The organism is Blautia sp. OM07-19, from assembly GCF_003481595.1.
GTDB lineage: Bacteria > Bacillota > Clostridia > Lachnospirales > Lachnospiraceae > Blautia_A > Blautia_A intestinihominis.
In genome coordinates this window covers 36,275-60,210 of the sequence record NZ_QULA01000001.1, presented here as the reverse complement: position 1 = coordinate 60,210, position 23,936 = coordinate 36,275, and the positions used below count along the sequence as shown (strand labels likewise).

At 46.1% G+C, this 23,936-nt stretch carries 24 protein-coding genes and 1 riboswitch; of the genes, 5 read left to right on the top strand and 19 right to left on the bottom strand.

What is annotated here, in order from left to right:
* Window positions 1-9: 9 nt before the first annotated feature.
* The 17 genes from DXC01_RS00260 to DXC01_RS00180 form a co-directional block, all read right to left on the bottom strand.
* The gene (locus DXC01_RS00260; protein ID WP_118697965.1) at window positions 10-705 is read right to left on the bottom strand and encodes a hypothetical protein; all 696 of its coding nucleotides are present in this window, start codon (window positions 703-705) and stop codon (window positions 10-12) included.
* A gap of 98 nt (window positions 706-803) precedes the next feature.
* Window positions 804-1,847, bottom strand: a complete 1,044-nt coding sequence (locus tag DXC01_RS00255; protein ID WP_118697964.1) for a cob(I)yrinic acid a,c-diamide adenosyltransferase — start codon at window positions 1,845-1,847, stop codon at window positions 804-806.
* A gap of 27 nt (window positions 1,848-1,874) precedes the next feature.
* Entirely contained in the window at window positions 1,875-3,026 is a 1,152-nt protein-coding gene (locus DXC01_RS00250) for a 1-propanol dehydrogenase PduQ (protein WP_022215775.1), read from the bottom strand.
* A 16-nt stretch (window positions 3,027-3,042) separates the two neighbouring features.
* On the bottom strand, window positions 3,043-3,816 hold the full coding sequence (locus DXC01_RS00245; protein ID WP_022215774.1) for a DeoR/GlpR family DNA-binding transcription regulator: 774 nt from the start codon (window positions 3,814-3,816) through the stop codon (window positions 3,043-3,045).
* 32 nt (window positions 3,817-3,848) lie between these two features.
* Window positions 3,849-4,397 carry a BMC domain-containing protein gene (locus DXC01_RS00240; protein WP_022215773.1) on the bottom strand — a complete coding sequence of 183 codons (549 nt, stop codon included), beginning with the start codon at window positions 4,395-4,397 and terminating at the stop codon, window positions 3,849-3,851.
* A gap of 16 nt (window positions 4,398-4,413) precedes the next feature.
* Window positions 4,414-5,742 carry a 4Fe-4S dicluster domain-containing protein gene (locus tag DXC01_RS00235; protein ID WP_022215772.1) on the bottom strand — a complete coding sequence of 443 codons (1,329 nt, stop codon included), beginning with the start codon at window positions 5,740-5,742 and terminating at the stop codon, window positions 4,414-4,416.
* Between the two features lie 4 nt (window positions 5,743-5,746).
* On the bottom strand, window positions 5,747-6,013 hold the full coding sequence (locus DXC01_RS00230) for a EutN/CcmL family microcompartment protein (RefSeq protein WP_118252025.1): 267 nt from the start codon (window positions 6,011-6,013) through the stop codon (window positions 5,747-5,749).
* A 76-nt stretch (window positions 6,014-6,089) separates the two neighbouring features.
* Window positions 6,090-6,701: a phosphate propanoyltransferase gene (gene pduL, locus DXC01_RS00225; RefSeq protein ID WP_420314324.1), complete on the bottom strand. Its 612-nt coding sequence runs from the start codon at window positions 6,699-6,701 to the stop codon at window positions 6,090-6,092.
* Window positions 6,702-6,771: 70 nt separating this feature from the next.
* Window positions 6,772-7,050: a BMC domain-containing protein gene (locus DXC01_RS00220; RefSeq protein WP_118252026.1), complete on the bottom strand. Its 279-nt coding sequence runs from the start codon at window positions 7,048-7,050 to the stop codon at window positions 6,772-6,774.
* A 180-nt stretch (window positions 7,051-7,230) separates the two neighbouring features.
* Window positions 7,231-7,542 (bottom strand): BMC domain-containing protein, encoded by a 312-nt coding sequence (locus tag DXC01_RS00215; RefSeq protein ID WP_022215768.1) that lies wholly within the window; start codon window positions 7,540-7,542, stop codon window positions 7,231-7,233.
* Window positions 7,543-7,584: 42 nt separating this feature from the next.
* Complete coding sequence (gene pduA / locus DXC01_RS00210) at window positions 7,585-7,860, bottom strand: propanediol utilization microcompartment protein PduA (RefSeq protein ID WP_022215767.1); 276 nt, start codon at window positions 7,858-7,860, stop codon at window positions 7,585-7,587.
* 58 nt (window positions 7,861-7,918) lie between these two features.
* Window positions 7,919-8,233, bottom strand: a complete 315-nt coding sequence (locus DXC01_RS00205) for a BMC domain-containing protein (protein WP_005427726.1) — start codon at window positions 8,231-8,233, stop codon at window positions 7,919-7,921.
* A gap of 23 nt (window positions 8,234-8,256) precedes the next feature.
* On the bottom strand, window positions 8,257-9,498 hold the full coding sequence (locus tag DXC01_RS00200; RefSeq protein WP_022215766.1) for a zinc-dependent alcohol dehydrogenase: 1,242 nt from the start codon (window positions 9,496-9,498) through the stop codon (window positions 8,257-8,259).
* Between the two features lie 18 nt (window positions 9,499-9,516).
* Window positions 9,517-10,905, bottom strand: coding sequence for an aldehyde dehydrogenase family protein (locus DXC01_RS00195; RefSeq protein ID WP_118252027.1), 1,389 nt, complete (start codon window positions 10,903-10,905; stop codon window positions 9,517-9,519).
* A gap of 43 nt (window positions 10,906-10,948) precedes the next feature.
* On the bottom strand, window positions 10,949-11,824 hold the full coding sequence (locus tag DXC01_RS00190) for a class II aldolase/adducin family protein (RefSeq protein WP_118697962.1): 876 nt from the start codon (window positions 11,822-11,824) through the stop codon (window positions 10,949-10,951).
* A gap of 208 nt (window positions 11,825-12,032) precedes the next feature.
* The gene (locus tag DXC01_RS00185; protein WP_022215763.1) at window positions 12,033-12,824 is read right to left on the bottom strand and encodes a glycyl-radical enzyme activating protein; all 792 of its coding nucleotides are present in this window, start codon (window positions 12,822-12,824) and stop codon (window positions 12,033-12,035) included.
* A gap of 12 nt (window positions 12,825-12,836) precedes the next feature.
* A complete protein-coding gene (locus DXC01_RS00180) occupies window positions 12,837-15,356 on the bottom strand; it encodes a glycyl radical protein (protein ID WP_118698158.1) in 2,520 nt (839 codons plus the stop codon).
* Between the two features lie 335 nt (window positions 15,357-15,691).
* Between DXC01_RS00180 and DXC01_RS00175 the strand changes: the two genes are divergently transcribed.
* On the top strand, window positions 15,692-16,405 hold the full coding sequence (locus DXC01_RS00175) for a phosphatase (protein ID WP_118697960.1): 714 nt from the start codon (window positions 15,692-15,694) through the stop codon (window positions 16,403-16,405).
* Window positions 16,406-16,527: 122 nt separating this feature from the next.
* Here the strand turns inward: DXC01_RS00175 and DXC01_RS00170 are convergent, their stop codons facing one another.
* Window positions 16,528-16,809, bottom strand: a complete 282-nt coding sequence (locus DXC01_RS00170) for a cysteine-rich small domain-containing protein (protein ID WP_022215760.1) — start codon at window positions 16,807-16,809, stop codon at window positions 16,528-16,530.
* A gap of 366 nt (window positions 16,810-17,175) precedes the next feature.
* Window positions 17,176-17,367: riboswitch (cobalamin riboswitch) on the bottom strand.
* Between the two features lie 208 nt (window positions 17,368-17,575).
* Between DXC01_RS00170 and nudC the strand changes: the two genes are divergently transcribed.
* The 4 genes from nudC to DXC01_RS00150 all read left to right on the top strand — a co-directional run bounded on the left by nudC (window position 17,576) and on the right by DXC01_RS00150 (window position 21,457).
* The gene (nudC, locus tag DXC01_RS00165; RefSeq protein WP_022215759.1) at window positions 17,576-18,424 is read left to right on the top strand and encodes an NAD(+) diphosphatase; all 849 of its coding nucleotides are present in this window, start codon (window positions 17,576-17,578) and stop codon (window positions 18,422-18,424) included.
* A gap of 311 nt (window positions 18,425-18,735) precedes the next feature.
* The gene (locus DXC01_RS00160; RefSeq protein WP_118697959.1) at window positions 18,736-19,857 is read left to right on the top strand and encodes a glycerate kinase family protein; all 1,122 of its coding nucleotides are present in this window, start codon (window positions 18,736-18,738) and stop codon (window positions 19,855-19,857) included.
* A gap of 146 nt (window positions 19,858-20,003) precedes the next feature.
* Window positions 20,004-20,384: a diguanylate cyclase domain-containing protein gene (locus tag DXC01_RS00155; RefSeq protein ID WP_158583598.1), complete on the top strand. Its 381-nt coding sequence runs from the start codon at window positions 20,004-20,006 to the stop codon at window positions 20,382-20,384.
* The gene (locus DXC01_RS00150) at window positions 20,381-21,457 is read left to right on the top strand and encodes a CdaR family transcriptional regulator (RefSeq protein ID WP_118697957.1); all 1,077 of its coding nucleotides are present in this window, start codon (window positions 20,381-20,383) and stop codon (window positions 21,455-21,457) included. The genes DXC01_RS00155 and DXC01_RS00150 overlap by 4 nt, the downstream gene beginning before the upstream one ends.
* A 5-nt stretch (window positions 21,458-21,462) precedes the next feature.
* Here DXC01_RS00150 and DXC01_RS00145 read toward each other — a convergent pair whose 3' ends face one another.
* On the bottom strand, window positions 21,463-23,886 hold the full coding sequence (locus DXC01_RS00145; RefSeq protein WP_118697956.1) for a glycoside hydrolase family 3 protein: 2,424 nt from the start codon (window positions 23,884-23,886) through the stop codon (window positions 21,463-21,465).
* Window positions 23,887-23,936: the final 50 nt, after the last annotated feature.

Below are 23,936 nucleotides of genomic sequence, written 5' to 3'. Positions count from 1 at the left end.
ATATTTTATTTAATAACGAACGCTCGCCTCGCGATATTCGTCATTTCTGTCAATGTAGTAAGTTGCTCTGTTTTTTCCTATTGTAAATACATACATTGGGTATTTATTTTTGAGCGTTTTGAGAATCTTCTTTCCTGTTCCGTTCGGATTGCATCTCATAATATACGCTGTTCTGTAGCGATTGGAGTATCGCACGTAATAGATCTTACCTCCAATATATTTGATATCAGAGAAGTATCCCAGGCCAATGTATGTTGATTTTCTGGTCGCAACATTATAAATATACAGCTTTGTGGGTGAGTTGTCATCTGGGATCTGTCTGTACCCGTATGCATAGTTTCCACGCATTGCCTGCAGATAAAGGCTTCCATTCTCCAGTTTAAATCCGCTCTTTCCAATTGTATAACTGTAAGTTCTGATGCGTGTATTATACTTATAACTGAAGTACAGTTTATTGCCATACGTTCCCACATATTCGAGACGGTTTTCATTGGCAAATCCTGTAGCAGCCACAACCTTTTTGCCGGATGATGTTTTCTGGTAGAGGCGGCTCCTCATCTGATATTTCCTGTTAAATTCAATGGAAAGATAGTAAGTGCGGCCTTTGCCGCGAATTGTAGTATAATTGATGTTATCTGCCTGCACCGGAACTGCCATCAGCACCAGTAATATAGACACCAGTAATGCAATCCCAATTTTTTTCATAAATAGCTCCTCCTTTTCTTTTCATAAACACAATAAAGAATCTGTCTCATTTAAAGTGAAAACAGATTCTTTATCTTATGTAAAATACTTTATGATATTCATAATACTTCATTCAAAACAGATAGTGCATACTCTGCCAGGCTGTGATCCTCCTCACCGGTTCCTCCGCTGATTCCCAGGCCTCCGATGATCGTATCTCCAACCTTAAGTGGTACACCGCCGCCAAAGATCACGATCCTGCCGCCATCCATCTTGTCTACGCCGTAAAAAGTTCCTCCCGGCTGTGCCAGGATACTGAGTTCCTTCGTAGACATCTTGACTGCGACTGCTGTGTAGGCTTTCTTGGTGGCTACATCAAAACTTACAAGGAATGCTCCATCCATGACATGGACTGCGATCGGATTTCCATCCGGACCGCAGACCGCGATCACCGCTTTCTTGCCACGACGCGCTGCTTCCTGTTCGATTTTGTCTATCAGGCGCTTTGCGCTGTCCAGAGTGATCCGTCCCTGGATTCCCATTCGTTTGAGAACTTCCTGGATCACTGCCTCGCTTGTCGCCGGAGTCTGTACTGCTGCCACTGGTTCTGTCTCTTTTCCACCGGAAGGTCTGCTTTCTTCCTGGTTTTGTACCGGCTGCTCTGTGGTTTCTGTATATCTGGCCATGATATACAGATAATCACTCAGACGGTTCATGTATTTCTTTGCGCCGTTGTCTGCTCCGAATTTCACACTGACAGCTGCCAGATCACGCTCCGCTCTCCTTGCAACTGCCCTTGCGATATCCAGTTCTGCTGACAGACGGCTGCTGCCCGGAAGGATATTTTCTTCCTTCGGGCAGCTGAACAGGCCATCCAGACGATCGATCTCGTCTTCAAGCTGTCCTGTCTGATCATCTTCTGTCCTGAACTCTCTGTTAAAAGGATCTGCCACGCCTGATACGATCATATTCAGATTCTTCTGGATATCCTCAAGAAAGTGGATATCCTCAGCTTTATCCATCATGGTCTTGATAAGTCCAAGATGACTGGTCAGCTCATCAATCGTTCCTACCAGTTGAATACGGTCATCTGACTTGGAGACATTTTTTGTACGGACAAGGTTCGTAGTCCCCTTGTCACCGTTTGTTGTATAAATGCTCATCTCGGCATCTCCCATGTCATTTTTGATTTAGAAGGACCAAAGTTTGGTGTAGATCTTGATGATATCTTCTTTGGTCGGTGTTCGTGGGTTCGTTGGTGTGCAGGCATCCGCAAGTGCCGCCTCAGCCATCTTATCCACTGCTGCAAAATATGCATCTGGAGTGATGGTACCAAGCTCCTGGATAGTCATCGGAATATTCATTTCCTTCTGCATGAACTGGATCCAGTTCACAAGAGAACGTACACTCATAACCTGGTTGTAATTGCTCAGTCCCAGGATGTGTGCAACTAACGCATATCGTTCTACTGCAGGAAGATATGTCTTCTGGCTTCTGCTTCTCTTGTTGATGTTCGCATTGAATTCCACAATGTGAGGAAGGAGCATCGCGTTTGCTCTTCCGTGAGGAATATGGAACATCGCACCAAGCTGATGGGCCATGCTGTGTGTGATACCAAGTCCCGCTGTGTTAAAGGAAAGTCCTGCCAGACAGGAGGCCACGTGCATCTTCTGTCTTGCGTGCATATCACTTCCGTCGAGATATGCTCTGAGGAGGAATACTCCGCAGATTTCCATTGCTTTCTCTGCGAGTGCTGCTGAGAATTCGTTATGTCCGGTACTTACATAGGATTCCAGTGCATGTGTGAACACATCCATTCCTGTATCTGCTGTAATCGCCGGAGGTACGCTCTTAACAAGCTCTGCATCCAGAATCGCTTCATCAGCTGTCAGGCTGTCAGAAACCAGTGGGTATTTAACTTTTGCTTCGGTATCATTTACAACTGCAAAAGAAGTTACTTCTGATCCTGTTCCACTTGTGGTCGGAATTGCGATCAGTCCAACCTCGCCGTAATGGTTGATCTTCAGGGCAAACTCACGGATTGCCTTGGAAGAGTCAATTGCAGAACCACCGCCAACTGCGATGATTGCTTCCGGCTGATAGCTCAGGAATTTCTTAACTCCGTCTGCGATTTTGTCGACCGGTGCATCCGGTACAACGTTATGGAAAATATCATATTCCTTACCAGCTTTTTCCAGAGGTCTGGTAATCAGATCAATCATTTTGCTCTGCACTACAAATGGGTCTGTAATGATCAGAACTCTTTTGTATGGAATGTTCTCAAGACGTTCCAGTGCATTCTCTCCAAAATGAATCGCTGTTTTCATTTCAAAGGTCTTCATATCTGTTGCTCCCTTTCTATGGCTGCATGTCAGGATAGAGACATTTTACGCCTGCATCTTTGAAATAACCCATCCATTTGTCTGATGGTTTCCTGTCCGTTACAACCACATCTACATCCCGCAGTTTTCCTGCTACAGAAAAAGCGGTCTGATCAAATTTTGTGCTGTCTACAACCAGAATCTTCTCACGCCCTGATGCGATCATGGCTTTTTTTGTTGTGCCAAAGGATTCCTTTGATTCCATGATTCCCCACTCATGATCCAGTGCCTTGCAGGAGATAATGACCTTGTCTACATAATAGGACCGGATCGACTCCTCTGTTCTGGAGCCCAGGAATGCAAGATATCCTTCTTTCATGACACCTCCGGTTGAAATAATATTCCAGCCGGATACGTCAGAAAGTTCAAGAAGAATCTCCATGGAATTTGTGATTACAGTGAGACGCTCTTTCTCCTTAAGTGCTTTTGCTACAAAGACAGCTGTGGTACTTGCATCAAGAAAAATGTGGTCTCCCTCCTGCACCAGAGAGGCGGCAATCTCCGCCATTTTTTGTTTTCCGCTTACGTTCTGGTTTTTGCGGATATTGAAGGGCAAATCGATACTTACATCCTCGTTTATGACTGCACCGCCATAGCTTTTGATAGCAAGCCCTTCCTTTTCGAGCTTGTCAAGATCGCGGCGGATCGTTTCTTCTGAAACTTCGTAGAGCTGACTGAGTTCGCTTACTACGACCTTCTTTTCTGTCTGAAGTTTCTCCAGAATTAAATTCCGTCTTTCTAATGCCAGCATTTACTTTGCCCCCTTTTGAGAACATTTATTTTTTATAAAAGAGAATCCATCATTCGTTTATCCGGATGTGCAATGACAGATGAATCCAGGTACATACCTTTTTCTGCCACGAATTCTTTTGCTTTCTCGATGGAAGCTTCTACTGCTGAAACTTCTCCTGTAAGAAGCATGTAGGATTTTCCACACATACCTTTTGCGATACGAAGTTCGATAACGTCTACGATCGCAGTCTTGGCTGCCTGGTCTGCTGCTTCGATAATGGAAGCGGCATCATATGTCTCCAGAATTCCCAGAGCACTGATTCCTTCTACCTGTGTTGTTCCATACATTGCCGGGAAAAGGGATTCGTGCGGGTTACCAAGTACAAAGCTGTCGATACATTTGTCCTCATATGTGGTTACTGCTGCGTCAACAGCGGCTTTTACTGCACTTAAATCGCCTGTGATAATTGCAATATATTTTCCCGGACATACGGTCTGTGCCTCGACGATCTCTACATCAGAGGTCTTTACCATGGTATCTGCTGCTGTGATACCTGTGGCAGTCGTTTTAAATTCAATCATTCCGATTGCTTTACTCATGTTCTGCACGTCCTTTCTACTTTGCTGCGATTATGATATGGCGATCTGTTACTTCAGTTACTCTTCCTGAGATACTTGCATGGATGCTTACGCTTAATCCGTCAGCATGCTGCGCGATCATCTGTCCCTTTGTTACTGTGTCGCCTGTTTTCACAATTGCCTGTGCCGGTGCTCCGATATGCTGGCTCAGAAGGATCTTAACCTTGGATACCGGAACTACGTTCTCGTCCATCGGTGCGTCCTTGTCGTATTTTGTCAGTCCTAAACGGGCCATCAGACGTTCTTCCGGAACCTTGCGATATTCTCTTGAAGGTTTAACCGGTACCGGCTGAACTCCCTGAGGAGGTCTGATACCTGCTTTACGAAGTCCGCCCTTCATGTCTGCAAGAAGTGATCTTGGTGCAAGACTCTGCGGGCAGGCATACATTTCGCATACACCGCAGGAACTGCAGAATGCGGAATTGATGTATGGATTTACATCTCTGAAATCTCCGGCAGATGCTGCTCTCATAAAGCGTGCCGGGTCGATCGGGTGTCCGAGGTTATGTCTCGGGCAAAGGTCTGTACAGGTATTACACTGGCAGCAAATAGATGCTGCACGTTTTAAGTCGATTGCTGAAGTTCTTCTTTTCTTCATGACGATCTGATGATCGTGTGGAAGAACGAGAACTGCGTTTGTTGTTTTGGTCACCGGATCTGATCCGTTGCCAATGCGTCCCATCATCGGTCCGCCTACAAAATAAACAGGATCTTTTGTGGTAATGTCACCAGCCTGTGCTACTACTTCATCCAGTGTACAGCCCAGCGGAACCTTGACTGTTACAGGATGACCGACTTCTGCTACTACAGACACGTATTTCTCTGTTACAGGCTTCTGTGATGTCACTGCCTGATATACATTGTAGATCGTCTCTACGTTGAATACAATGACGCCCTGCTCAATCGGCAGTCCGCCAGGTCTGCAAACACGTCCTGTAGCTTCATAGATCAGCACAACTTCATCGCCCATCGGATACACTTCATCAAGAAGATGGATCTTCAGGCCAGGGAATTCCTCAATGTGCTGCTGCAGTGCCTTGATCGTCTGAACATAGGATTTCTTGATTCCGATGATTGCCTGTGAAGCACCAACGGTTTCCATAACCATATGGAAAGTTTTCATGATCTCATATGCATGTTTTTCAAGTAACTGTCTGTGAAGTTTCAGCAATGGTTCACATTCTGCACAGTTCATAAGAATTGTGTCCGCCTTGTCAGTAAGCTTGGCGTATGTCGGGAAACCGGCTCCACCAGCGCCTACGACGCCACTGTCCTGTATAATTTTCTGTAAATCTTTGATTTCCATGGCGTTACTCCAATCCTGCACCATCATCGATGATTCCGACGATTGCGGCATCGATCGGTGCTGTTTCTTCACCGCAGCCAATCCTTGCTGCGCTTCCTTGTGCCACCAATACATATTCCCCGATTCCTGCGCCGATGATATCGATCGCAACGATCTGGGATAAGTCAGTTTTCATATGATGCACCGGCTCCACAATCATGAATTTCTGTCCTATTAACTTGTCACTCTTCCGCGTGGAAACCACGCTTCCAACTACTTTACCTACTATCATGTGTGTGCCTCCGCATTATTATATAATCCCCTAATGCCGGTGGCATACGCCACCGGCTGATCCAGGAGATTCGTATTTACTTTATGATGGTAACTGTATTGCCTGTGGCAATCTTTGCTGCATTCGCTTCATCTGTATCAATGTGCATTTCCAGTGTAAAGCTGTCGTCTACACGGATCGCAACATGATTGAAAATAGTTCCGCGCTCGTTATCTGCCTTGACAGAAACGATATCACCGTTCTTGACACCGGCTGCCTGTGCATCCTTAGGAGACATATGGATGTGACGCATAGCCACGATACATCCCTCTTTGAGATAGATGGCGCCCTTCGGTCCAACGATCGCGATCGGTGCGCTTCCTGCAATGTCACCGGACATACGTACCGGAACATTCATTCCAAGTTTGATGGCATCTGTTGCTGATACCTCAACCTGTGTTGCACTGCGGACCGGTCCGAGTACACGGACGTTCTCGATCGCACGGAGTTTCAGACCAATAATCGTAACAGTTTCGTTTGATGCGAACTGTCCGCCCATCAGATCTTTCTTCTTGGTGAGCTGATATCCAGGTCCGAATAATGTCTCTACGTGCTCTTGTGTCAGGTGAACGTGTCTTGCGGAAACTCCGATCGGAACCATGAAGCCATTGCTTTTTTCTTCTGACTGATTGATGGCATCAATGACCATCTTTGTGATCAGTTCGATATTCTTTGATTCCAAGATTACACCTGCTTTCTTCCGTTTTCAGGATCTTTGGTTATTTGATTGACGGAAGGATTTTTTCTACGTCTGTGTGTGGTCTCGGGATTACGTGTGTAGCAACGAGTTCTCCAAGTCTGGATGCTGCTGCGCTTCCGCTCTCTACTGCAGATTTAACAGCTCCTACGTCTCCACGTACCATAACTGTTACCAGTCCGGATCCGATCTTCTCTGTTCCTACAAGTGCAACGTTAGCTGCTTTGCACATCTGGTCTGCTGCTTCGATAGCTGCTGTAAGTCCTCTGGTTTCTACCATTCCTAATGCTTCCTGTGTCATGATCATATCCTCCTTATGGATAAATAAAAATTAATTCTGGTTACTGTTCACTTCGTTCACAGCAACTTGGTCAAAATGCATTCCAAATCACCTACGGTGATAGCATTTTGCCCTGCATGTCTCGGGATTTTGCCATATTCATGGCAAAACACCTCGCGGGATATTCCCTATAAACAGTAACTAATTGTCTGCTACTTCCTGTGTTTTCTTCTTCCATCGGCTCGCACTCAGCTCTACGAGTTTGACGATCTCCTCGTGCGGCCGTGCGATCACTGCATAACTTGCCGGTTTCTTAATCGCGCCTGCAACAGCGGCTTCAACTGCTTCGTTCACCGCTGATACATCGCCCTGTATGATAAGAGTTACCAGTCGTCCGCCCAGCTTACGTTCCCATGACGCCAGCTCAACGTCTGCAGTTTTGCACATAATGTCGAGCGCGTTGATTGCGGCAACAACACCTGTGATCTCAATAAAACCATATGCTTTATTCATGAGCGAACTCCTTTTGACTGATCTGTATGTATTCTGCTAAGATCAGATCTTTGGAAGAATTTTTTCTACGTCTGTGTGTGGTCTCGGGATTACGTGAGTAGCTACCAGCTCTCCAAGTCTGGATGCTGCTGCGCTTCCGCTCTCTACTGCTGCTTTGACAGCTCCTACATCACCACGTACCATAACTGTTACCAGTCCGGATCCGATCTTCTCAGTTCCTACCAGTGCAACTTCTGCTGCCTTTGTCATTGCATCGGCTGCCTCGATTGCAGCTGTCAGTCCTCTGGTCTCTACCATTCCTAAAGCTTCCTGTGCCATGATTTCTTCCTCCTGAATCATCTGTTTAATTAATTACTGTACCAGGATCTAAGCTGCGTCAGCTTTTATCCAGGGCGCTGATTTTCAGCATCTTGACCGTATCCTCTGTCGGATTCGGTATTACGTAGTGCTGCACTACACCAGTTCTCCGGTTTGCTTCTGCCATTCCTGCTTCCACAGCTGCGGTAACATCCTCAACGCTTCCACGGAATTTGATGCATACCAGAAGCGGTACTGGCAGGCTGTCAGCATTTGCAGGTTTGTTCTTGTCGAACACCTCCAGGCGGACATTGGCTGCCTTGCAACCTGCATCTGCCGCTACAAAGGCTGTTGCCAGCCCAAATACTTCCAAAATTCCTACAGCTTCTGCCATTTTGCTTCTCCTTTATTTCCGGATTATTTATTAATGATCGCGATCTTAAGACCTGTCATTGCAAGGTTTGTCTGATGTGCCTCATTGATCTGCTCAAGCGGGAATCTGTCTGTGATAAGATCAGACATCGGAAGTCCGATTGCTTTTGCTCTCTTGAGGAAATCAAATGTTGTTGCATAATCTCTCAGTGTGTATACCCAGGAACCAACCAGGTTGATTTCTTTGGAACACAGATCGAAGTGCGGGTTGATTGTTGCATCTCCACCATTGATGAAGAAACCAAGCTCGCAAAGTCCACCGCCGTTGCGGATGAATTTGTAGATGTTTGCATGAGCGTGCGGGTTTCCTGTACACTGGAATGCAAAATCTGCAAGATGTCCGCCCTGAGCTTCTTTAACAGCTTCTGTAAGAGCTTCAATGCCTTTGTACTGTGTAAAGTCAACGGATACTTCAGCACCCATCTTCTTAGCGAAATCAAGACGTTTTGCATTTCCGTCTACTGCACAGATGTTTTCGATACCCATGGTACGAAGGATAGCGATACAGATAAGACCGATCGGTCCACATCCCTGAACAACAACTCTTGAGTTGAATTTAAGGATTCCTGTTGTTTTTGCTCTTTCTACTGCATGGATAAGTACTGCACATGGCTCGATCAGGATACGGGAATCCAGATCCAGATCACTTACGTTGAAGAATGTAGATCCAAAAGATCCTCCTCTGATCAGGATGTAATCAGAGAACCATCCGTTAAGATGTACATCATCATCCGGAAGAAGTCCGTATACATCTGCTCCACCAACATTTTTCTTGTTGAGGTCGAACATTGTGATTTCCGGATCATCCTTGAAGATCATACATGTAACAACTTTATCGCCGACTTTAACTGGTTTTCCAGCTGTATCAACTTTAACGTTTTTACCCATTTTTACGATCTCACCAGTTCCCTCATGTCCAAGAGCTACAGGGATCAGACCGAATGGGTCTCTCTTGAATTCGTGTGCGTCAGTTCCGCAGATACCACATCCTTCTACTTTAACAAGGATATCGTCATCTCCAACTTCCGGCATCGGGAATTCTTTGATTTCATAGTGTTCCAGAGCTGTCAGCATTGCAACATGAGCTGTTTTCGGGATTACCGGATCAGCTGTCGGTGCTGCCGGAGCCTGAGCTGCCGGTGCTGCTGTCTGAGCCGGTGCATTTCCGGTCATTCCGGAAAGAACCTGTTTTACGATTTCTTCAATATTTACGTTATTCATATCCATTTTAATATTTCCTCCTGATCAGCGAATGCAAAGGCTGTCTGACATTACGCAGCGTCTTCTCTTGGTAAAGGTGCTTGCACTTGTAAGACCTTCTCCTGTACGGCTTGCGATTGTGAATGTACAGTAACCTTCTCCACCGAATCCAAGTGCAGAATAGGACGGGCCGTTCTTAACAAGGATTGCTGTGTCGATTGCTTTCGCATATTTGGTAATGTTATCAACATTCTTGGAATGGATGTGTGCTGAGTGACGGTTGCCATGTTCAAGCCATACAGCCTGTTCTACAGCATCATCAAAATCTTTGGCTCTTACAATACCAAGGATTGGCATCATAAGCTCTGTTGTGATAAGCGGATGTTCCTTCGGTCCTTCGAAGATGATGCAGCGGATATTTGCCGGTGCGTTTACTCCGATCATGGAAAGAAGGGTCTTTGCATCACGACCTACACATTTACGGTTCAGTTTACCGCCTGCCAGAACAACTTCTGTTAATTTGTCCTGTTCTTCTTTGGAAGCCAGGTAGCAGTCGTTTTCTGTCAGCATGTAGTGCATCAGTTCATCTACTACAGAAGATACTGCAACAACTTCCTTCTCTGCGATACATGGAAGGTTGTTATCAAATGTACATCCGTTTACGATGTCCTGTGCCGCCTTACGGATATCAGCTGTTTCATCAACAACTGCCGGCGGGTTTCCTGCTCCGGCTCCGATTCCTCTCTTACCGGAAGAAAGAACTGCGGTTACAACGCCAGGGCCGCCTGTTGCTGCGATCAGCGGGATATCTTTATGTTTCATCATGATATTGCTTGTTTCAAGGGTAGGCTTCTCAACTGTTACTGCAATGTTGTCCGGTCCGCCTGCTTCAAGAGAAGCTTCGTTTACCAGGTTGATTGCAAAGATAGAAGTCTTGATAGCAGCCGGATGCGGGTTGAATACTACTGTATTTCCGCCAGCCAGCATACCGATTGTATTGCAGAGTACTGTTTCACTTGGGTTGGTACATGGTGTGATCGCACCGATTACACCGAATGGTCCCATTTCGATCAGTGTCAGTCCTCTGTCTCCTGACCATGCAGTTGTTGTGATGTCCTCTGTACCAGGTGTCTTGTCTGCTACCAGATGATGTTTGAGGATTTTGTCTCCCACATTACCCATTCCGGTTTCGTCAACGCCCATACGAGCCATAACTTCTGCATTTTCTTTGATTTTTTTACGGATGCAGGTGATGATTTTTTCTCTCTGATCCATGGACATTTTCTTAACGATCAGTTCTGCTTTCTTGGCAGCTTCGATCGCATCGTTCATTTCTTTGAAAACGCCATGTTTTCCTGTCGGAGCATCTGCAATCTGCATTTTTGCCATTACTTCCTGTACAATATCCTGTACCATGCTCTCACTAATTGGCATGAGATTGTTCCTCCTTAATGTCTACCGGTTATCTGACCGTAAATTATTTCAGGCCAAGCTGTGCCATAACCTGTTTTGTGATGTTTGCAACCAGTTCTGCATCTGCGTTAGCCGGTGCTGCTGCCGGTGCTTCTGCTGCCGGTGCTGCTCCACCAACGAAATCATACTGATATCCCGGGAACTGTTTGTATTCTTCGTTGTGGCATGCTCCACCGCAGTTGTGGCAGTTTACGCCATCTTTGTTCTGGCAGAGGTTTGCAGGATGTTTACCAGGCATACCGAATTTACGACGGATCTCATACAGTTTCTTGATGTTTTCTTTGTCGAATTCCTTCGGTCCGCCAAGGAGTTTGCTCTGATACAGAAGCTGTGCGTAGAATTCTACGGATTCCATCTTCATGTATGCAGCGTTCAGGTCTGTGCTCCATGTAAGAGCTCCGTGGTTCTCAAGAAGAACTGCGTCGAAGTATGGCAGATATTTCTCAAGGTTGTCCGGAATCTCCATTGTGGAAGGTGTACCGTACTCAGCGATCGGAACGCATCCAAGAGCGATAACAGCTTCTGGCATGATCGGCTGTGTAAGCGGGATACCAGCGATAGCGAAGGATGTTGCATAGATCGGATGAGCATGTACAACAGATCCTACGTCTGGTCTCTTCTGATATACTCTCATGTGCATTTTAATCTCAGAAGATGGTTTGAATCCCGGGTTAGCCTGGATTACGTTACCCTGAGCATCTACTTTACAGATGAACTCTGGTGTCATGAATCCTTTGGATACACCTGTTGGTGTGCAGAGGAATTCGTTGTCGTTCAGTTTTACGGAAATGTTTCCGTCGTTTGCTGCAACCATGTTACGGTTGTAGATACGTCTTCCGATGTCACAGATTTGTTTTTTGATTTCAAATTCGTTTACCATGCTTATTTTCCTCCTAAAGCAGTGTGGTTTGCCGTACCCTGGAGGCGATTAGGATAACCCTCAGGGCATAGCTTGGGTTTTGTTTTATTTCTAAGAAGATTTTACTCCTCATAACCTGGATTGTCAAGAAATTATCGTTGTTTTATGTTGTTTTTATTGTTTCTTGAATGTTGTTTTTGTTGTTTTTCGCAACATAACTTTATTGTCCTCAGCCGCCGATCTGAACGTGCAGGGAGCTTACTGCCTCTGCCGCTCTCTTGAGGGTATTCATCTCCTCTGCGGTCGGTGGAAGGATGCCATCCATCAGATATTCTCTGCCAAGTCCGGTGTACTTATCCTGTCCGAGACGGTGATACGGAAGCAGGTGAAGCTGCTCTACTCCGGGCAGGGTATTCGCAAAGGATGCGATTCCCTGGATCTCCTCTACCGTCGCATTGAACGTCGGAATAACCGGAACTCGGATGATCAGCTTGCATTTGCCGGAAAGTGCAACCTTACGGGCATTTTCCATCATCAGATCATTCGGGCGACCAGTGAATTCCTTATGTTTTGCCGGATTGGTATGCTTCATATCCATCAGATACAGATCAAGATATGGAAGGATTTCCTCGATCACCTCAAACGGTGCACATGCCATGCTCTCCAGGGCGGTGTTGATTCCCCGCTCCTTGGCAGCTCTGAGAAGGTCTCTCGCGAACTCCGGCTGGCAGAGGCTCTCACCTCCGGAGAGGGTCAGGCCGCCGCCGGAACGCCGGTAGTACGGGCGATCCTGTTCAACCACCTGGATCATCTCTTCTACTGTAACATCTCTGCCGATCACCTTGTCCTCACCGAGGACTTTCATGGTCTGGATCTTGTATTCCTGTGATTCCGGATTACAGCACCAGCGGCAGCGGAGCACGCAGCCCTTCAGAAAGACGATCGTACGGATCCCCGGGCCATCGTGGATCGAATATCTCTGGATATCAAAAATACGACCTTTTGTCTGTAAATAATCCATAATATCTTCCTTTTAGAAGCCCTGCTCTGTTCTTCTGATTATATCATCCTGAAGAGAACGGGAAAGTGTTGTAAACAGTGCACTGTAGCCTGCAACACGTACAACCAGATGAGAATATTTCTCCGGATGTTTCTGCGCGTCGAGAAGAGTCTCACGGTCAACAACGTTGAACTGCATATGCATTCCCTTCTGATCAAAGAAGGTCTGGATCAGGGAAACAAACTTCTCCAGTCCTTCCCTTCCTGCCAGTGCTGACGGATGGAATTTCTGGTTGAACAGTGTTCCGTTGGATACGATGAAGTGATCCAGTCTGGAAACGGAAGTTGCTGCCGCTGTCGGTCCCTTGACATCCTTGCCTGCGGATGGAGAAACGCCATCTGCAACCGGTGTATGTGCATAACGGCCATCCGGTGTTGCACCTGTCTGTCCACCAAGCGGTACGTTTGCTGATACCGGATAAAGACCTGCCTGATACTGTCCTCCACGTGGATTGTGGTATTTCTGCATCGGGCGTGTGTATGTATAAGCTACGTCTCTTGCAAAATAGTCAACATCGTCGATCGCATTTCCGTATTTCGGAACTTCGTCGATCATGTGATGGATCTCTGTGAATCTGCGAAGCTGCTCCTCTGTAGGTTTCAGTCTCATGACTGTTGTAAGGACTGCTTTGGCTGTGTCTTCTGTGACATTCATGCCGCCGTCCTGCATTCCCTTGAGGATCATCTCGGAGATATCTTTGACTGACTGCTCATCAAGTCCTTTGTCATAGTTCCATGCAAGAGCTTCTTTGTATTCTTCCATGGAAACTTTCTTGTCTTCGTATACAAGTTTGCGGATCGCATACAGGGAATCTGCCATATTTGCGATACCGAAGCCCTGCGGTCCTGTGAAGTTGTAGATCGCGCCGCCTTCCTGAACGGAAAGTCCTCTGCTGATGCAGTCATCTACCATACAGGATTCAAATGGAAGCGGTACACGTTCTGCGTGTGCAACGTCGATCGCATTATCTGCATTTACAAGAAGGGAAATACAGTATTCCATCTGTTTCTTGTATGCGTCATAAAATTCCTCGAAGGTTGTCATCTTGGTGACATCGCCTGTCTGGATACCAACAAGCTCGCCCTTGTCCATACCATTGGAGAATACGAGTTCCAGCGGGCGGCACATATTGAAGAATGCTGCGTCATGCCATCCATCTGTCTTGCCGGCTTTCTGCGGTTCTACACATCCGATGATGTTGTATTCTCTGGCATCTGCAAGAGTCAGTCCTCTGTTCAGAAGTGCCGGGATGATAACTTCATCATTATAGTAGGCCGGAAGTCCGATACCTGTTCTTGTAAGCTCGGCTGCCTTGATCAGCAGTTCGTGCGGGGAGCCATTCCATACACGAATGGAAAGGGAAGGCATCGGCAGGTGTACATGCATAGATGCAAGGATACACATAACAGAAAGGTCATTGGTAACATCATTTCCGTCCTTGTCCTGACCACCGACGATCAGGTTCTGGAAAAGGCTGTATCCTGCAAATCCCTCTGCAGAAGCTGCATCACGGACTTTGTTGAGGTCATTCAGTTTGACCCAGATACAGTCAAGAAGTTCCTGTGCGGATTCTCTGGTGATGATGCCCTTGTCAAGATCTGCCTTATAATAAGGATACATATACTGGTCAAAACGTCCAGGGGAAATGGAATGTCCGCTGGATTCAACCTGAAGGAGCTGCTGTACAAACCAGAAGGACTGGCATGCTTCATAGAAGCTTGTTGCTCCATTTGCCGGAACACGGCTGCAGTTCTGTGAGATCTGCAGAAGTTCCTGTTTACGTACAGGATCGGTACACTCTGCTGCCATCTGGGACGCAAGCTCTGCATAACGCTCTGCGTATTCGATGACTGCCTGGCAGGAAAGGATGACTGCCTTAAGAAAATGTGATTTCTTGACGTAATTGCCGTCTCCAACCTGACATCTGTCGAGTTCTGCCTGTGCTTTGTCGATGATTCCCTTGTAACCGATTGCAAGAACTTCTTCATATTTAACAGTTACATGTCCGACACCGTTGTAAAAATAGTTGCCTGGTGTAAAAATATTGTGTTCGATTGCTCTGATTGCTTCCGGCGCCATGTAGGAGGTTGCAAGTTCGCTGGAGGTTTTGCCCTTCCAGTATTTATGTACTTCTCTTAACTCCTGCTTGGTCTCCTCAGCAATGTAAAACGGGTCTGCGCTCCTCGTTTCAACCGTATCCAGTTCATCCTCCAGCCACTGGTAGGAAAATTCCGGGAAAGTCTGACATCCTCGCGGTGCGATCGTGCTGCTTCCAACAATCAGTTCGTTGTCACGGATGATGATCGGGATATTACGGAGAATGTGGGCAAAAGCTTCTGCACGTCTGGTGATCGTAGGCTGTCCCTCTGTGGCCTTGTACGATTCTGTGATAAGCTTCGCCCTTGCAGATTCGATAACCGGCATGTGGGCATAAAGTGCCTCAACCAGTTTCGGAATTCTGGATGACTTTGGAATATCTGTGGTATTAAACATCTCCACGTCTCCTTTCTTATGGTGTCTCAAACGCCATATCTCATATGTATCAGCGGACATGCCACTGGCACCTCTTAAGGCGCTATGACGCCACGATTCATATAGAACCATTATACTCTACACGCTCCTGCATGTCAACGAAATCCAACAGTATTTATCGGTTTTTTGTGCGGGTTTTGTTGTGGTTTTTGTTTGTTTTGTGTTGGTTTTTATTTGGAATTTGATTTTTGAGTTGACTTTTGGATTTTAGACTGCCATACTGAGATCAGTATAGTTTCTGTTACTGTAATTGGATCTGACAGTAACGATTTTTTCCGATCGGAGGAGGAACAAACATGTATCTTTCTGATGTACATACACATTCCATCGCAAGCGGGCACGGAACGACCTGTACCGTTTCTGATATGGCAAAAGCGGCTTCAAAGAAGGGGCTTAAACTGCTCGGGATCACAGACCATGGACCTGGCACACTTGCCGCGGGAACTTCTTCTTATTTCAGAAGTCTTTCTTATTCTCCCAAGAAACGCTTTGAGATTGAATTATTGTTTGGAGTTGAACTGAATATCCTTGATGTTGATGGACATGTAGATTTAAGTGATAAACTTCTTGACAAACTGGATTACGCGATTGCGAGCATGCACGCGCAAAATTATAAGAGTGGTTCTGTAAAAGAAAATACAAGTGCTTACCTGAACGCTATGAAGCATCCCTGCGTCAAAATCCTCGGACATTGCGATAATCCGCATTTTCCAGCAGATTATGAGACACTTGCAGTCGCAGCAAAAGAATTCGGAGTGATCTTTGAAATCAACGAAGCCTCCCTCGCCCCCTACGGCTACCGAGGAGACACCCGAACCAACAACCGCGAGATCCTGCGCTGCTGCCGCAAGTACAACATCCCGATCGTCCTCTCCAGCGACAGCCACGGCACAGAACACATCGGAGACTTCACCTGCGCCGCCGAATTCGTGCATGAAGAAATGTTCCCGGAGGAACTGATCTTGAATAATCAGATTCCAAGGTTGAAAATGATATTAGAAGAGAGATAATGAGTCTCCCACACACCGGTCCCTAATCTGCCGCCCTACGGGCGGCGTTCAGGGACCACACCCCGGTGAGCGAATGTCATCCGTACAGGAGGTGTTTCTCCGTAGGCGTCCCCATTCCTCATCTACCCCATCTTCTTCATCAACTCCACCAACTCCGCATACTTCCCAGTCACATACCCATAATTCTTCCTCTTATGCGGCAGCTGACAATCCGTGCAGTCCTTAAATCCCTTATCCGTAAACTTAAAATTCCCGCCACATTTATCACCCAGTGCATACAACGGGCAATAACAAAACAGACAATTAAAGTTCTCCGGGTCTGCCCCTTTATGGCATGGAAAATATTCACACTCCTTATTGCTGAAATAGGAATAATGTTTCCCTTCCCAATACGGTTTCTCCATAATATTCACCTCCATCCCCTTTTCATCCTATTATATCCTATAAGAAAATATAAAAAAAGCAGCTATGACCAATGTCATGCTGTCATTCAAACATTCTTATAGAGGATTTGCGATGCTGCTCCGGGGTAGACAATGAATCCGTTCAAATATGCGGAGGGAACGAATGCATCCGAAGCAGTATCGCCTGCCATTTAATCATACCCTTAATGGGTTACCATGCTCTGCGGCGGCCACCGCAATTACAAGCATGAGGTATAATTCATACGAACAGGCGAATTCCATAAAAAAATGCCTGCTTCCAATAAGCAGACAACACTCTGGGACTGCGGATATCCCTAAGTTGGTTGTTACACTTTACACGGAAGTTTAACCTCGCCATACAAAGCAGGTTTCCTGACTTCAGGATCATCGCTTGCCTTCCCCTTCTCATACTATGTACAATGGGATAATGAAGGTTCGCTCCTCTGTTACAGTGACCGGATCGCTCAGGACTCTCACCTGATTCCCTCTTCTGACTGCTACGCGGACACAGCCAGCACTTCATATGTTCAATATGGAATTATACTGACATTATAATAGCATACCCTTTGGTCATTGTCAATAGTATCTGATACTTTTTTCACAAATTCATAAGTAAAAAGTTATAATCTCTTTTCACACCCGTTTTTTCTCTGTGTTGCATTTTTTCTGCGTGTGTCCTATACTGAATTATATTTTCCGGTCCTGCATGACCACTACGTAGTTATCACCAAAAGGAGGATTTTTTATGATTCAGGATATCGCACCGCATACTTATCACAATGAATATAAACCAGTCACACCGGATGGCAACAGCATCATTCTCGCTTACGAAAATGGAAAGTGTTTCTTCCATAAAAAAGAAGATGACGTTTCCATCTCTCTTCCACGTTTTCGCGAACTGGAAGGAAATGTAAGCGATCTGTACGAAAATTATATCTATCTTTTTTCCATTGATCAGGAACGTTTTTATCTGATCCCGGGACTTGATACATCCCTGCTGCCGGGCTATGAATTCCATGAAACAAGAGAGCTTCGTTATGTCCAGCCACAGTATCTTGCTTTCGCCACAGTCACTGGATATCAGCTCTGGTTCTGGTACAAAAATCGGCGTTTCTGCGGATGCTGTGGAAAACCAATGAAGCATGACACAAAAGAGCGTATGATGTACTGCCCTTCCTGCGGCCGTCGGGAATACCCGGTACTTATGCCGGCTGTCATCGTCGGCATCACAAACGGTGACAAGATCATTTGTTCCAAATATGAAGGCCGGAGTTTTAAACAATATGCTCTGATCGCCGGATTTGCAGAAATTGGGGAAACCATTGAAGAGACCGTCCAGCGTGAGGTCATGGAAGAGGTCGGCCTTAAAGTCAAAAATCTTCGTTATTACAAGAGCCAGCCATGGTCCTTCTCCGGCACTTTACTTTTCGGATTTTTCTGTGATGTAGACGGAGAGGATACTCTCACGGTGGATCACGAAGAGCTTTCCATAGCACAGTGGTTTGAGCGTGATCAAATTATCGGTCAGGACAACAACAGCAGTCTTACTAACGAGATGATGATGGTATTTGCTGCTGGAAAAGAACCCAAATAAAGAATAGACAAACGTGGTATCTGTTTTTACAAGCAGGCACCACGTTCAGACTATCGCATTATACTCATCATGCAGATCTGCACTTTACAATTCTTTTATCCGCTTCATTTCAAATATTTTGTTATATAGTATATATATTTCGTAAATTTATCTTTATTTTTCAGTATCAAAGACATATCTTTTTCATCCCGCACATGCTATAGTAACATCATCAAAGCTGTTCAGTTCCTCCAATCACCTTACACATTTGCGTTTACTGCCTGAGCAGCTTTTTCAAAAAAACATTCACATTACCAACAGGGGGTTTTGTTATGAAAGTTGTAGTTGCTGTTGATTCATTTAAAGGAAGCATGACTTCCATGGAAGCCGGCATGGCTGTCAAAGCCGGCGTTCTTGCCGCACATAAAGATGCAGAAGTGATCGTCAAACCACTGGCTGACGGCGGCGAGGGAACTACGGATGCCCTGATCGAAGGGCTGAATGGAGAACGTGTCGATGTCACAGTTACCGGACCTTATCATGAACCGGTCAACGCATATTATGGTTATCTCAAGGACACCAACACTGCTGTCATGGAGATGGCTTCTGCCGCCGGGATCACGATCTCCGAGCAGAAAGATCCTATGATCGCTACCACTTACGGTGTCGGTGAAATGATCCTTCACGCCATCAACAAGGGAATCCGCAATTTCATCATCGGAATCGGCGGCAGTGCTACCAATGACGGTGGGATCGGAATGCTTAAGGCTCTTGGATTTACTTTCCTTGACAAAGACGGTCAGGACACCGGCGAAGGCGGACAGGCTCTTGCCAAAGTGGCTTCCGTCAGACTTTCCGACAATGCTGAGCTTCTCTCCCAGTGTAATTTCAAGATCGCATGTGATGTCACAAACCCGCTCTGCGGCTTCCAGGGTGCCACTTACATCTATGGTCCGCAGAAAGGCGTTACTTCCGAAATGCTTCCGGTCCTCGATGCCGGAATGGAAAACTATGCAAAAGTCACCTCACAGACCATCGGAAAAGACAACATGAACGCATCCGGTGCAGGTGCCGCAGGCGGACTTGGTTTTGCATTCTTAAGCTACTTAAACGGAGAACTGACTCCTGGCATCCAGCTTATCCTGAATGCTGTCCATCTTGAGGACGAAATGAAAAACGCCGATGTTGTCGTAACCGGTGAGGGTCGTCTGGATCATCAGACCGCCATGGGAAAAGCTCCTGTAGGCGTCGCAAAACTCGGCAAAAAATATGGTGCAAAAACCGTCGCTTTTGCAGGAAGCGTCACAAAAGAAGCCGTTGCCTGCAACGAAGCCGGTATTGATGCATTTTTCCCGATCATCCGTGGAATCTCCACCCTCAGTGAAGCCATGGATCCGGCTACTGCCAAAGCCAATATGGCTGCAGCGGTGGAACAGGTATTCCGTCTGCTTTAACTTTGTCCCTTTTCTCCCTTTGCCCGCTGGTCCCTCTCCCGTATGCCAGCGGGCTTTTTTGCGTATAAAACTGGTATTTTGGCGGCTGATTCGTTATAATATGAAGAACGGGTTTTTTACTATATAAAATAATGGGGTATTTTATCATGAAAAAAATAGCACTTATCACAGACGGCTGGAAACGTTACGTTACCTATGCCTGGGTAGAGGGATACCGCCGCTTTGCTTCCGTTCTCCGGCAGAACTGTCCTGTCGGTTCCATATGTATGCGCTATGGTGGCGACGAGTTTGTATGTGTCGTTCCTGATCTTGACATAAGAAAGCTTCATCAACTGGAACAAAATATCCAGCACGCTCTGGCTGAATTTTCTTCTGCCAGTCATTTCTCGTTTCCAATTGAAGCAAGCATTGGCAGTGTCATCGCTGACGATCCTGTATTCTCTCTCAATGACTATATCAATCTCGCCGACCAGAAAATGTACCAGACTAAAAAAGCCCACAAAGCAGCACGAGGAGCAACACCATGACACCTTACATCACCAGAGCACTCGCACAGCAGATCGTAGATACCGTCCGGGATCTGTGCGGACAGAACGTGAATTTCATTGACTGTTCCGGGACGATTTTTGCCAGCACAGATGCGACACGCATCGGGACCTTTCATGAAATCGGACAGCAGACGGCCGAGCGCGGTACTGTGATCGAAGTTCGGGAAAATGACCGCTTTACCGGCACACAGCAGGGTGTCAATCTTCCTGTCTACCATAATCACAAGATGATCGCCGTCATCGGTATCACCGGAAATCCCGATGAAGTACGCAAATATGCCAAACTGGCTGAACGGATCACCCGGCTTTTGATCCGTGAGAAGGAACTGGACGCTTTTAACCGCACAGAATCTGACAAAAAAAGCTATATCCTGCGCGGGCTGATCGACCATGAGGATATCCACCCGGATTATCTCAGAGAAAATCTAACCCGGTGGAACATCAGTGAAAAAAAGTCCTGGCAGCTTCTTCGCCTGAAAATCCATTCTGACAATGGACCTGCACTCTCCGCTTCTCTGGACACTGCCATCTCCCGGCTTTTTCAGAAGCTTGACAATCAGCTTTTTACTTTTGTGTACCCGGATGAGTATCTTGCTGTCATCGAAGACAAGGTTTTCCACCGGCAAAGACAAATTCTGCTGGATTTCGCACAGAAATATGCAGGCACTCTGTGCATAGCTGTGGGAAACCCGTCCTCAATCCATGAAATCGCAGATTCTGCTTTTTCTGCCGAGATTGCACTGAAATCCATGCCTGCCGGATCTAACTATGCAGAGGCTTCCTCTCTGGATCTGGAACTGATCCTCGCCTCCATAAATTCCCGTAACAAAAAAGCCTTCCTGGAGAAAACCCTCGATAAGCTTTCTCCGGAAGACCTTGAATTACTTCGTATTTACTTTTCCTGTGACATGTCCCTCAAAAAGACCTGCGAGGAAACGTATCTGCATAAGAATACGATCCAGTATCGGCTCAATCATATCCATAAGAAATGCGGATACAACCCGCGGGAGTTTCAGGATGCTGTGCGGCTGTATCTGGCACTGAAGATGTAACAATTCTATGCCAGCTGACTGATCAGTTTAAGAATCCTGCCTGCAGAGGAACGGATTTCTTCTTCTGTAAGATCTCCGTTTCTGTATGCTTCGCGAATACTCTCGGCATCTTCTGCATTTCCAGGCATGATAATGTCATTTCCTGCCGCAGCACATTTCCATGCAACACTTCCATCTTCCGGTACGGTTGTATTCCAGTCGGACATGATAACTCCATCAAATCCCCACTCTTTCCGGGCAATTCTGGTACACAGATCTTTGCTGTTCGCCGCATGCACTCCATTGACAAGATTGTAAGAAGACATGATTGCTGCCGGCTGTCCCTCTTTCACTGCAATTTCAAATCCACGAAGATAAATTTCTCTGAGCGTCCTCTCTGAAATCTTTACATCCACCCCCATACGGTTATCTTCCTGATTATTGCATGCAAAATGCTTAATTGTAACGCCGCATCCCTTATGGCACTGCACACCTTTTGTTACAGATGCTGCCAGCGTTCCTGAGAGGAACGGATCTTCTGAATAATACTCAAAATTTCGTCCACAAAGAGGATTTCTGTGGATATTCAGACCCGGTGCCAGCCACAGATTGACGTGAAATGCTTCCATCTCAAGTGCAACCGCTTCTCCAAATCTCTGCATCAGATCTCTGTTCCAGGTCTGAGCCATTACAGTTCCTACCGGGAATGCAGTGCAGTACTGATAATACTGGTCAGCACCCTCATGCTCTTCTCTGTCTACCAGGAAGCCATTCTCCAGTGCCCCCAGTACACCGATTCCATAAACGGTATCTGTTGCCCTGTCCACTTCATAGTGCTGCTGCAATCGAATACCTGCCGGTCCGTCTGCCATGATCAGCGATGGAACACCATACTTGTCAAGAAGTCCTTCTGTTGTCTCACCTGCGGTTCCCGGAACGCGGATTCCTGCTGCCCCCAGAGTACTTGTTGTTTCTGCAATATTTCCGTAGAGAAGAGGAATCAGATCTTCTGCCATCTGTTCCGTGGCATAAGCTGATCTGTATATTTTTTTCTCTTCTGGATGCGGTGTAAAAACAATACAATGACTGTTATCTGCCGTTGTTTTTCTGCATTCGTACGTTTTCCACAGTTCTTCTTCTATCTCTGCTGTGTTTTCCAGGACACAGGTATCCTCCAACGATACACTTTGCTCTACTTTCACAGTGCTGCTGTATTCGAGAGATACAGAACTGTTTCCGGTCCAGATACCATAGTTTCCTTTTTCTACGATCCACTGATGTTTTTCCTCAGAAAAATATGCCAGTTCTTTCTGTCCAACTGTGATCTTCAATGTTTCAGCTTCTCCCGGCTGCAAAAGCTTTGTTTTTGCATACCCAACGAGACGGCGATATTCTTTCTTTACCTCTGTCTGAGGAAGAGATGCATAAATCTGCACAACTTCTTTTCCTGCATAAGTATCTCCGATATTAGTAACTTTCATTTCAACTGTAAGTTCTTTCTCCGAAGTCTCAATCCCTTTGAATTCTATTTTAAACTCTGTATAGGACAGTCCGAATCCAAACGGAAACAGTGGCTTTTTGCCAAAGCTGTCAAAATAACGGTATCCGACAAAAATCCCTTCTTTGTACTCTTCGGTATCCAGATTTCCATTCAGATAACTGTAATCCTCTGCAAAAGGGCAGTCTTCATATCTTCTCGCCCAGGTTGTCGTCAGTTTCGCACTTGGTACACAGTTTCCCAGCAGGATGTCTGCAACCGCATATCCACTCTCCTGCCCCGGCTGGGAAATATTAAGGATTGCCTTTATGTTCTCTGTATTTTCCAGAATGTCAGTCAGTTCGATCGGACCACCCGCATTCAGAAGCAGGATGACCGGAATCTTTTTTTCATTCAGGAAAAAAAGATCTGCTGCTTCTCTTTCACTCAGATAATAGTCTCCTTTTACCCTGCGGCGGTCTTTACCCTCTCCGGAAATACGGCTGAGCACATACACAGCTGCTTTTGCATCTGCGATATCCTTTGCTTCAACAGCCCGTCCTTCCGGAAGAATAAAAGGGTTGCTTGCGTATGCATCAAATGGATTATCTACGTGCTTTGCATCCTCAAGGATTTTTTCTTTCCAGACATTTCGTGCGTTTTTATAACGTTCTTCATAATCCTCCAGCCAGTCCTCGCTGGTAATAGTCACACCTGCTTCTTTCATTCCCTGATAAATGGAAATATTTTCTCTGTTATTTACATCACCGGAACCAATTCCGCCTTTAATAGTCTTTTCTGCCCCACTTCCAAGCAGTGCAATAGCTGAAGCTGTGGAAAGAGGAAGTACTCCTTCGTTTTTCAGAAGTACAATACCTTCCACCGCCGCTTCTCTTGCCAGAGTCCGGTGTCTGATTTCAAGTTCAGACAGACTCTGATCCATACTTCCACTGTGTCCCCATACATCTTTCATATATAATCCTCCTGCTAACGTTTGAATTTATTTTATACAACAAAAGAACG

Bases quoted from the DNA above. Each gene is read 5' to 3' on its own strand.
- DXC01_RS00260 (WP_118697965.1), bottom strand. From the start codon at position 705: ATGAAAAAAATTGGGATTGCATTACTGGTGTCTATATTACTGGTGCTG.
- DXC01_RS00255 (WP_118697964.1), bottom strand. From the start codon at position 1,847: ATGAGCATTTATACAACAAACGGTGACAAGGGGACTACGAACCTTGTC.
- DXC01_RS00250 (WP_022215775.1), bottom strand. From the start codon at position 3,026: ATGAAGACCTTTGAAATGAAAACAGCGATTCATTTTGGAGAGAATGCA.
- DXC01_RS00245 (WP_022215774.1), bottom strand. From the start codon at position 3,816: ATGCTGGCATTAGAAAGACGGAATTTAATTCTGGAGAAACTTCAGACA.
- DXC01_RS00240 (WP_022215773.1), bottom strand. From the start codon at position 4,397: ATGAGTAAAGCAATCGGAATGATTGAATTTAAAACGACTGCCACAGGT.
- DXC01_RS00235 (WP_022215772.1), bottom strand. From the start codon at position 5,742: ATGGAAATCAAAGATTTACAGAAAATTATACAGGACAGTGGCGTCGTA.
- DXC01_RS00230 (WP_118252025.1), bottom strand. From the start codon at position 6,013: ATGATAGTAGGTAAAGTAGTTGGAAGCGTGGTTTCCACGCGGAAGAGT.
- pduL (WP_420314324.1), bottom strand. From the start codon at position 6,701: ATGGTCATTGATGCCATCAATCAGTCAGAAGAAAAAAGCAATGGCTTC.
- DXC01_RS00220 (WP_118252026.1), bottom strand. From the start codon at position 7,050: ATGACACAGGAAGCATTAGGAATGGTAGAAACCAGAGGACTTACAGCA.
- DXC01_RS00215 (WP_022215768.1), bottom strand. From the start codon at position 7,542: ATGAATAAAGCATATGGTTTTATTGAGATCACAGGTGTTGTTGCCGCA.
- pduA (WP_022215767.1), bottom strand. From the start codon at position 7,860: ATGGCACAGGAAGCTTTAGGAATGGTAGAGACCAGAGGACTGACAGCT.
- DXC01_RS00205 (WP_005427726.1), bottom strand. From the start codon at position 8,233: ATGGCAGAAGCTGTAGGAATTTTGGAAGTATTTGGGCTGGCAACAGCC.
- DXC01_RS00200 (WP_022215766.1), bottom strand. From the start codon at position 9,498: ATGGATATGAATAACGTAAATATTGAAGAAATCGTAAAACAGGTTCTT.
- DXC01_RS00195 (WP_118252027.1), bottom strand. From the start codon at position 10,905: ATGCCAATTAGTGAGAGCATGGTACAGGATATTGTACAGGAAGTAATG.
- DXC01_RS00190 (WP_118697962.1), bottom strand. From the start codon at position 11,824: ATGGTAAACGAATTTGAAATCAAAAAACAAATCTGTGACATCGGAAGA.
- DXC01_RS00185 (WP_022215763.1), bottom strand. From the start codon at position 12,824: ATGGATTATTTACAGACAAAAGGTCGTATTTTTGATATCCAGAGATAT.
- DXC01_RS00180 (WP_118698158.1), bottom strand. From the start codon at position 15,356: ATGTTTAATACCACAGATATTCCAAAGTCATCCAGAATTCCGAAACTG.
- DXC01_RS00175 (WP_118697960.1), top strand. From the start codon at position 15,692: ATGTATCTTTCTGATGTACATACACATTCCATCGCAAGCGGGCACGGA.
- DXC01_RS00170 (WP_022215760.1), bottom strand. From the start codon at position 16,809: ATGGAGAAACCGTATTGGGAAGGGAAACATTATTCCTATTTCAGCAAT.
- nudC (WP_022215759.1), top strand. From the start codon at position 17,576: ATGATTCAGGATATCGCACCGCATACTTATCACAATGAATATAAACCA.
- DXC01_RS00160 (WP_118697959.1), top strand. From the start codon at position 18,736: ATGAAAGTTGTAGTTGCTGTTGATTCATTTAAAGGAAGCATGACTTCC.
- DXC01_RS00155 (WP_158583598.1), top strand. From the start codon at position 20,004: ATGAAAAAAATAGCACTTATCACAGACGGCTGGAAACGTTACGTTACC.
- DXC01_RS00150 (WP_118697957.1), top strand. From the start codon at position 20,381: ATGACACCTTACATCACCAGAGCACTCGCACAGCAGATCGTAGATACC.
- DXC01_RS00145 (WP_118697956.1), bottom strand. From the start codon at position 23,886: ATGAAAGATGTATGGGGACACAGTGGAAGTATGGATCAGAGTCTGTCT.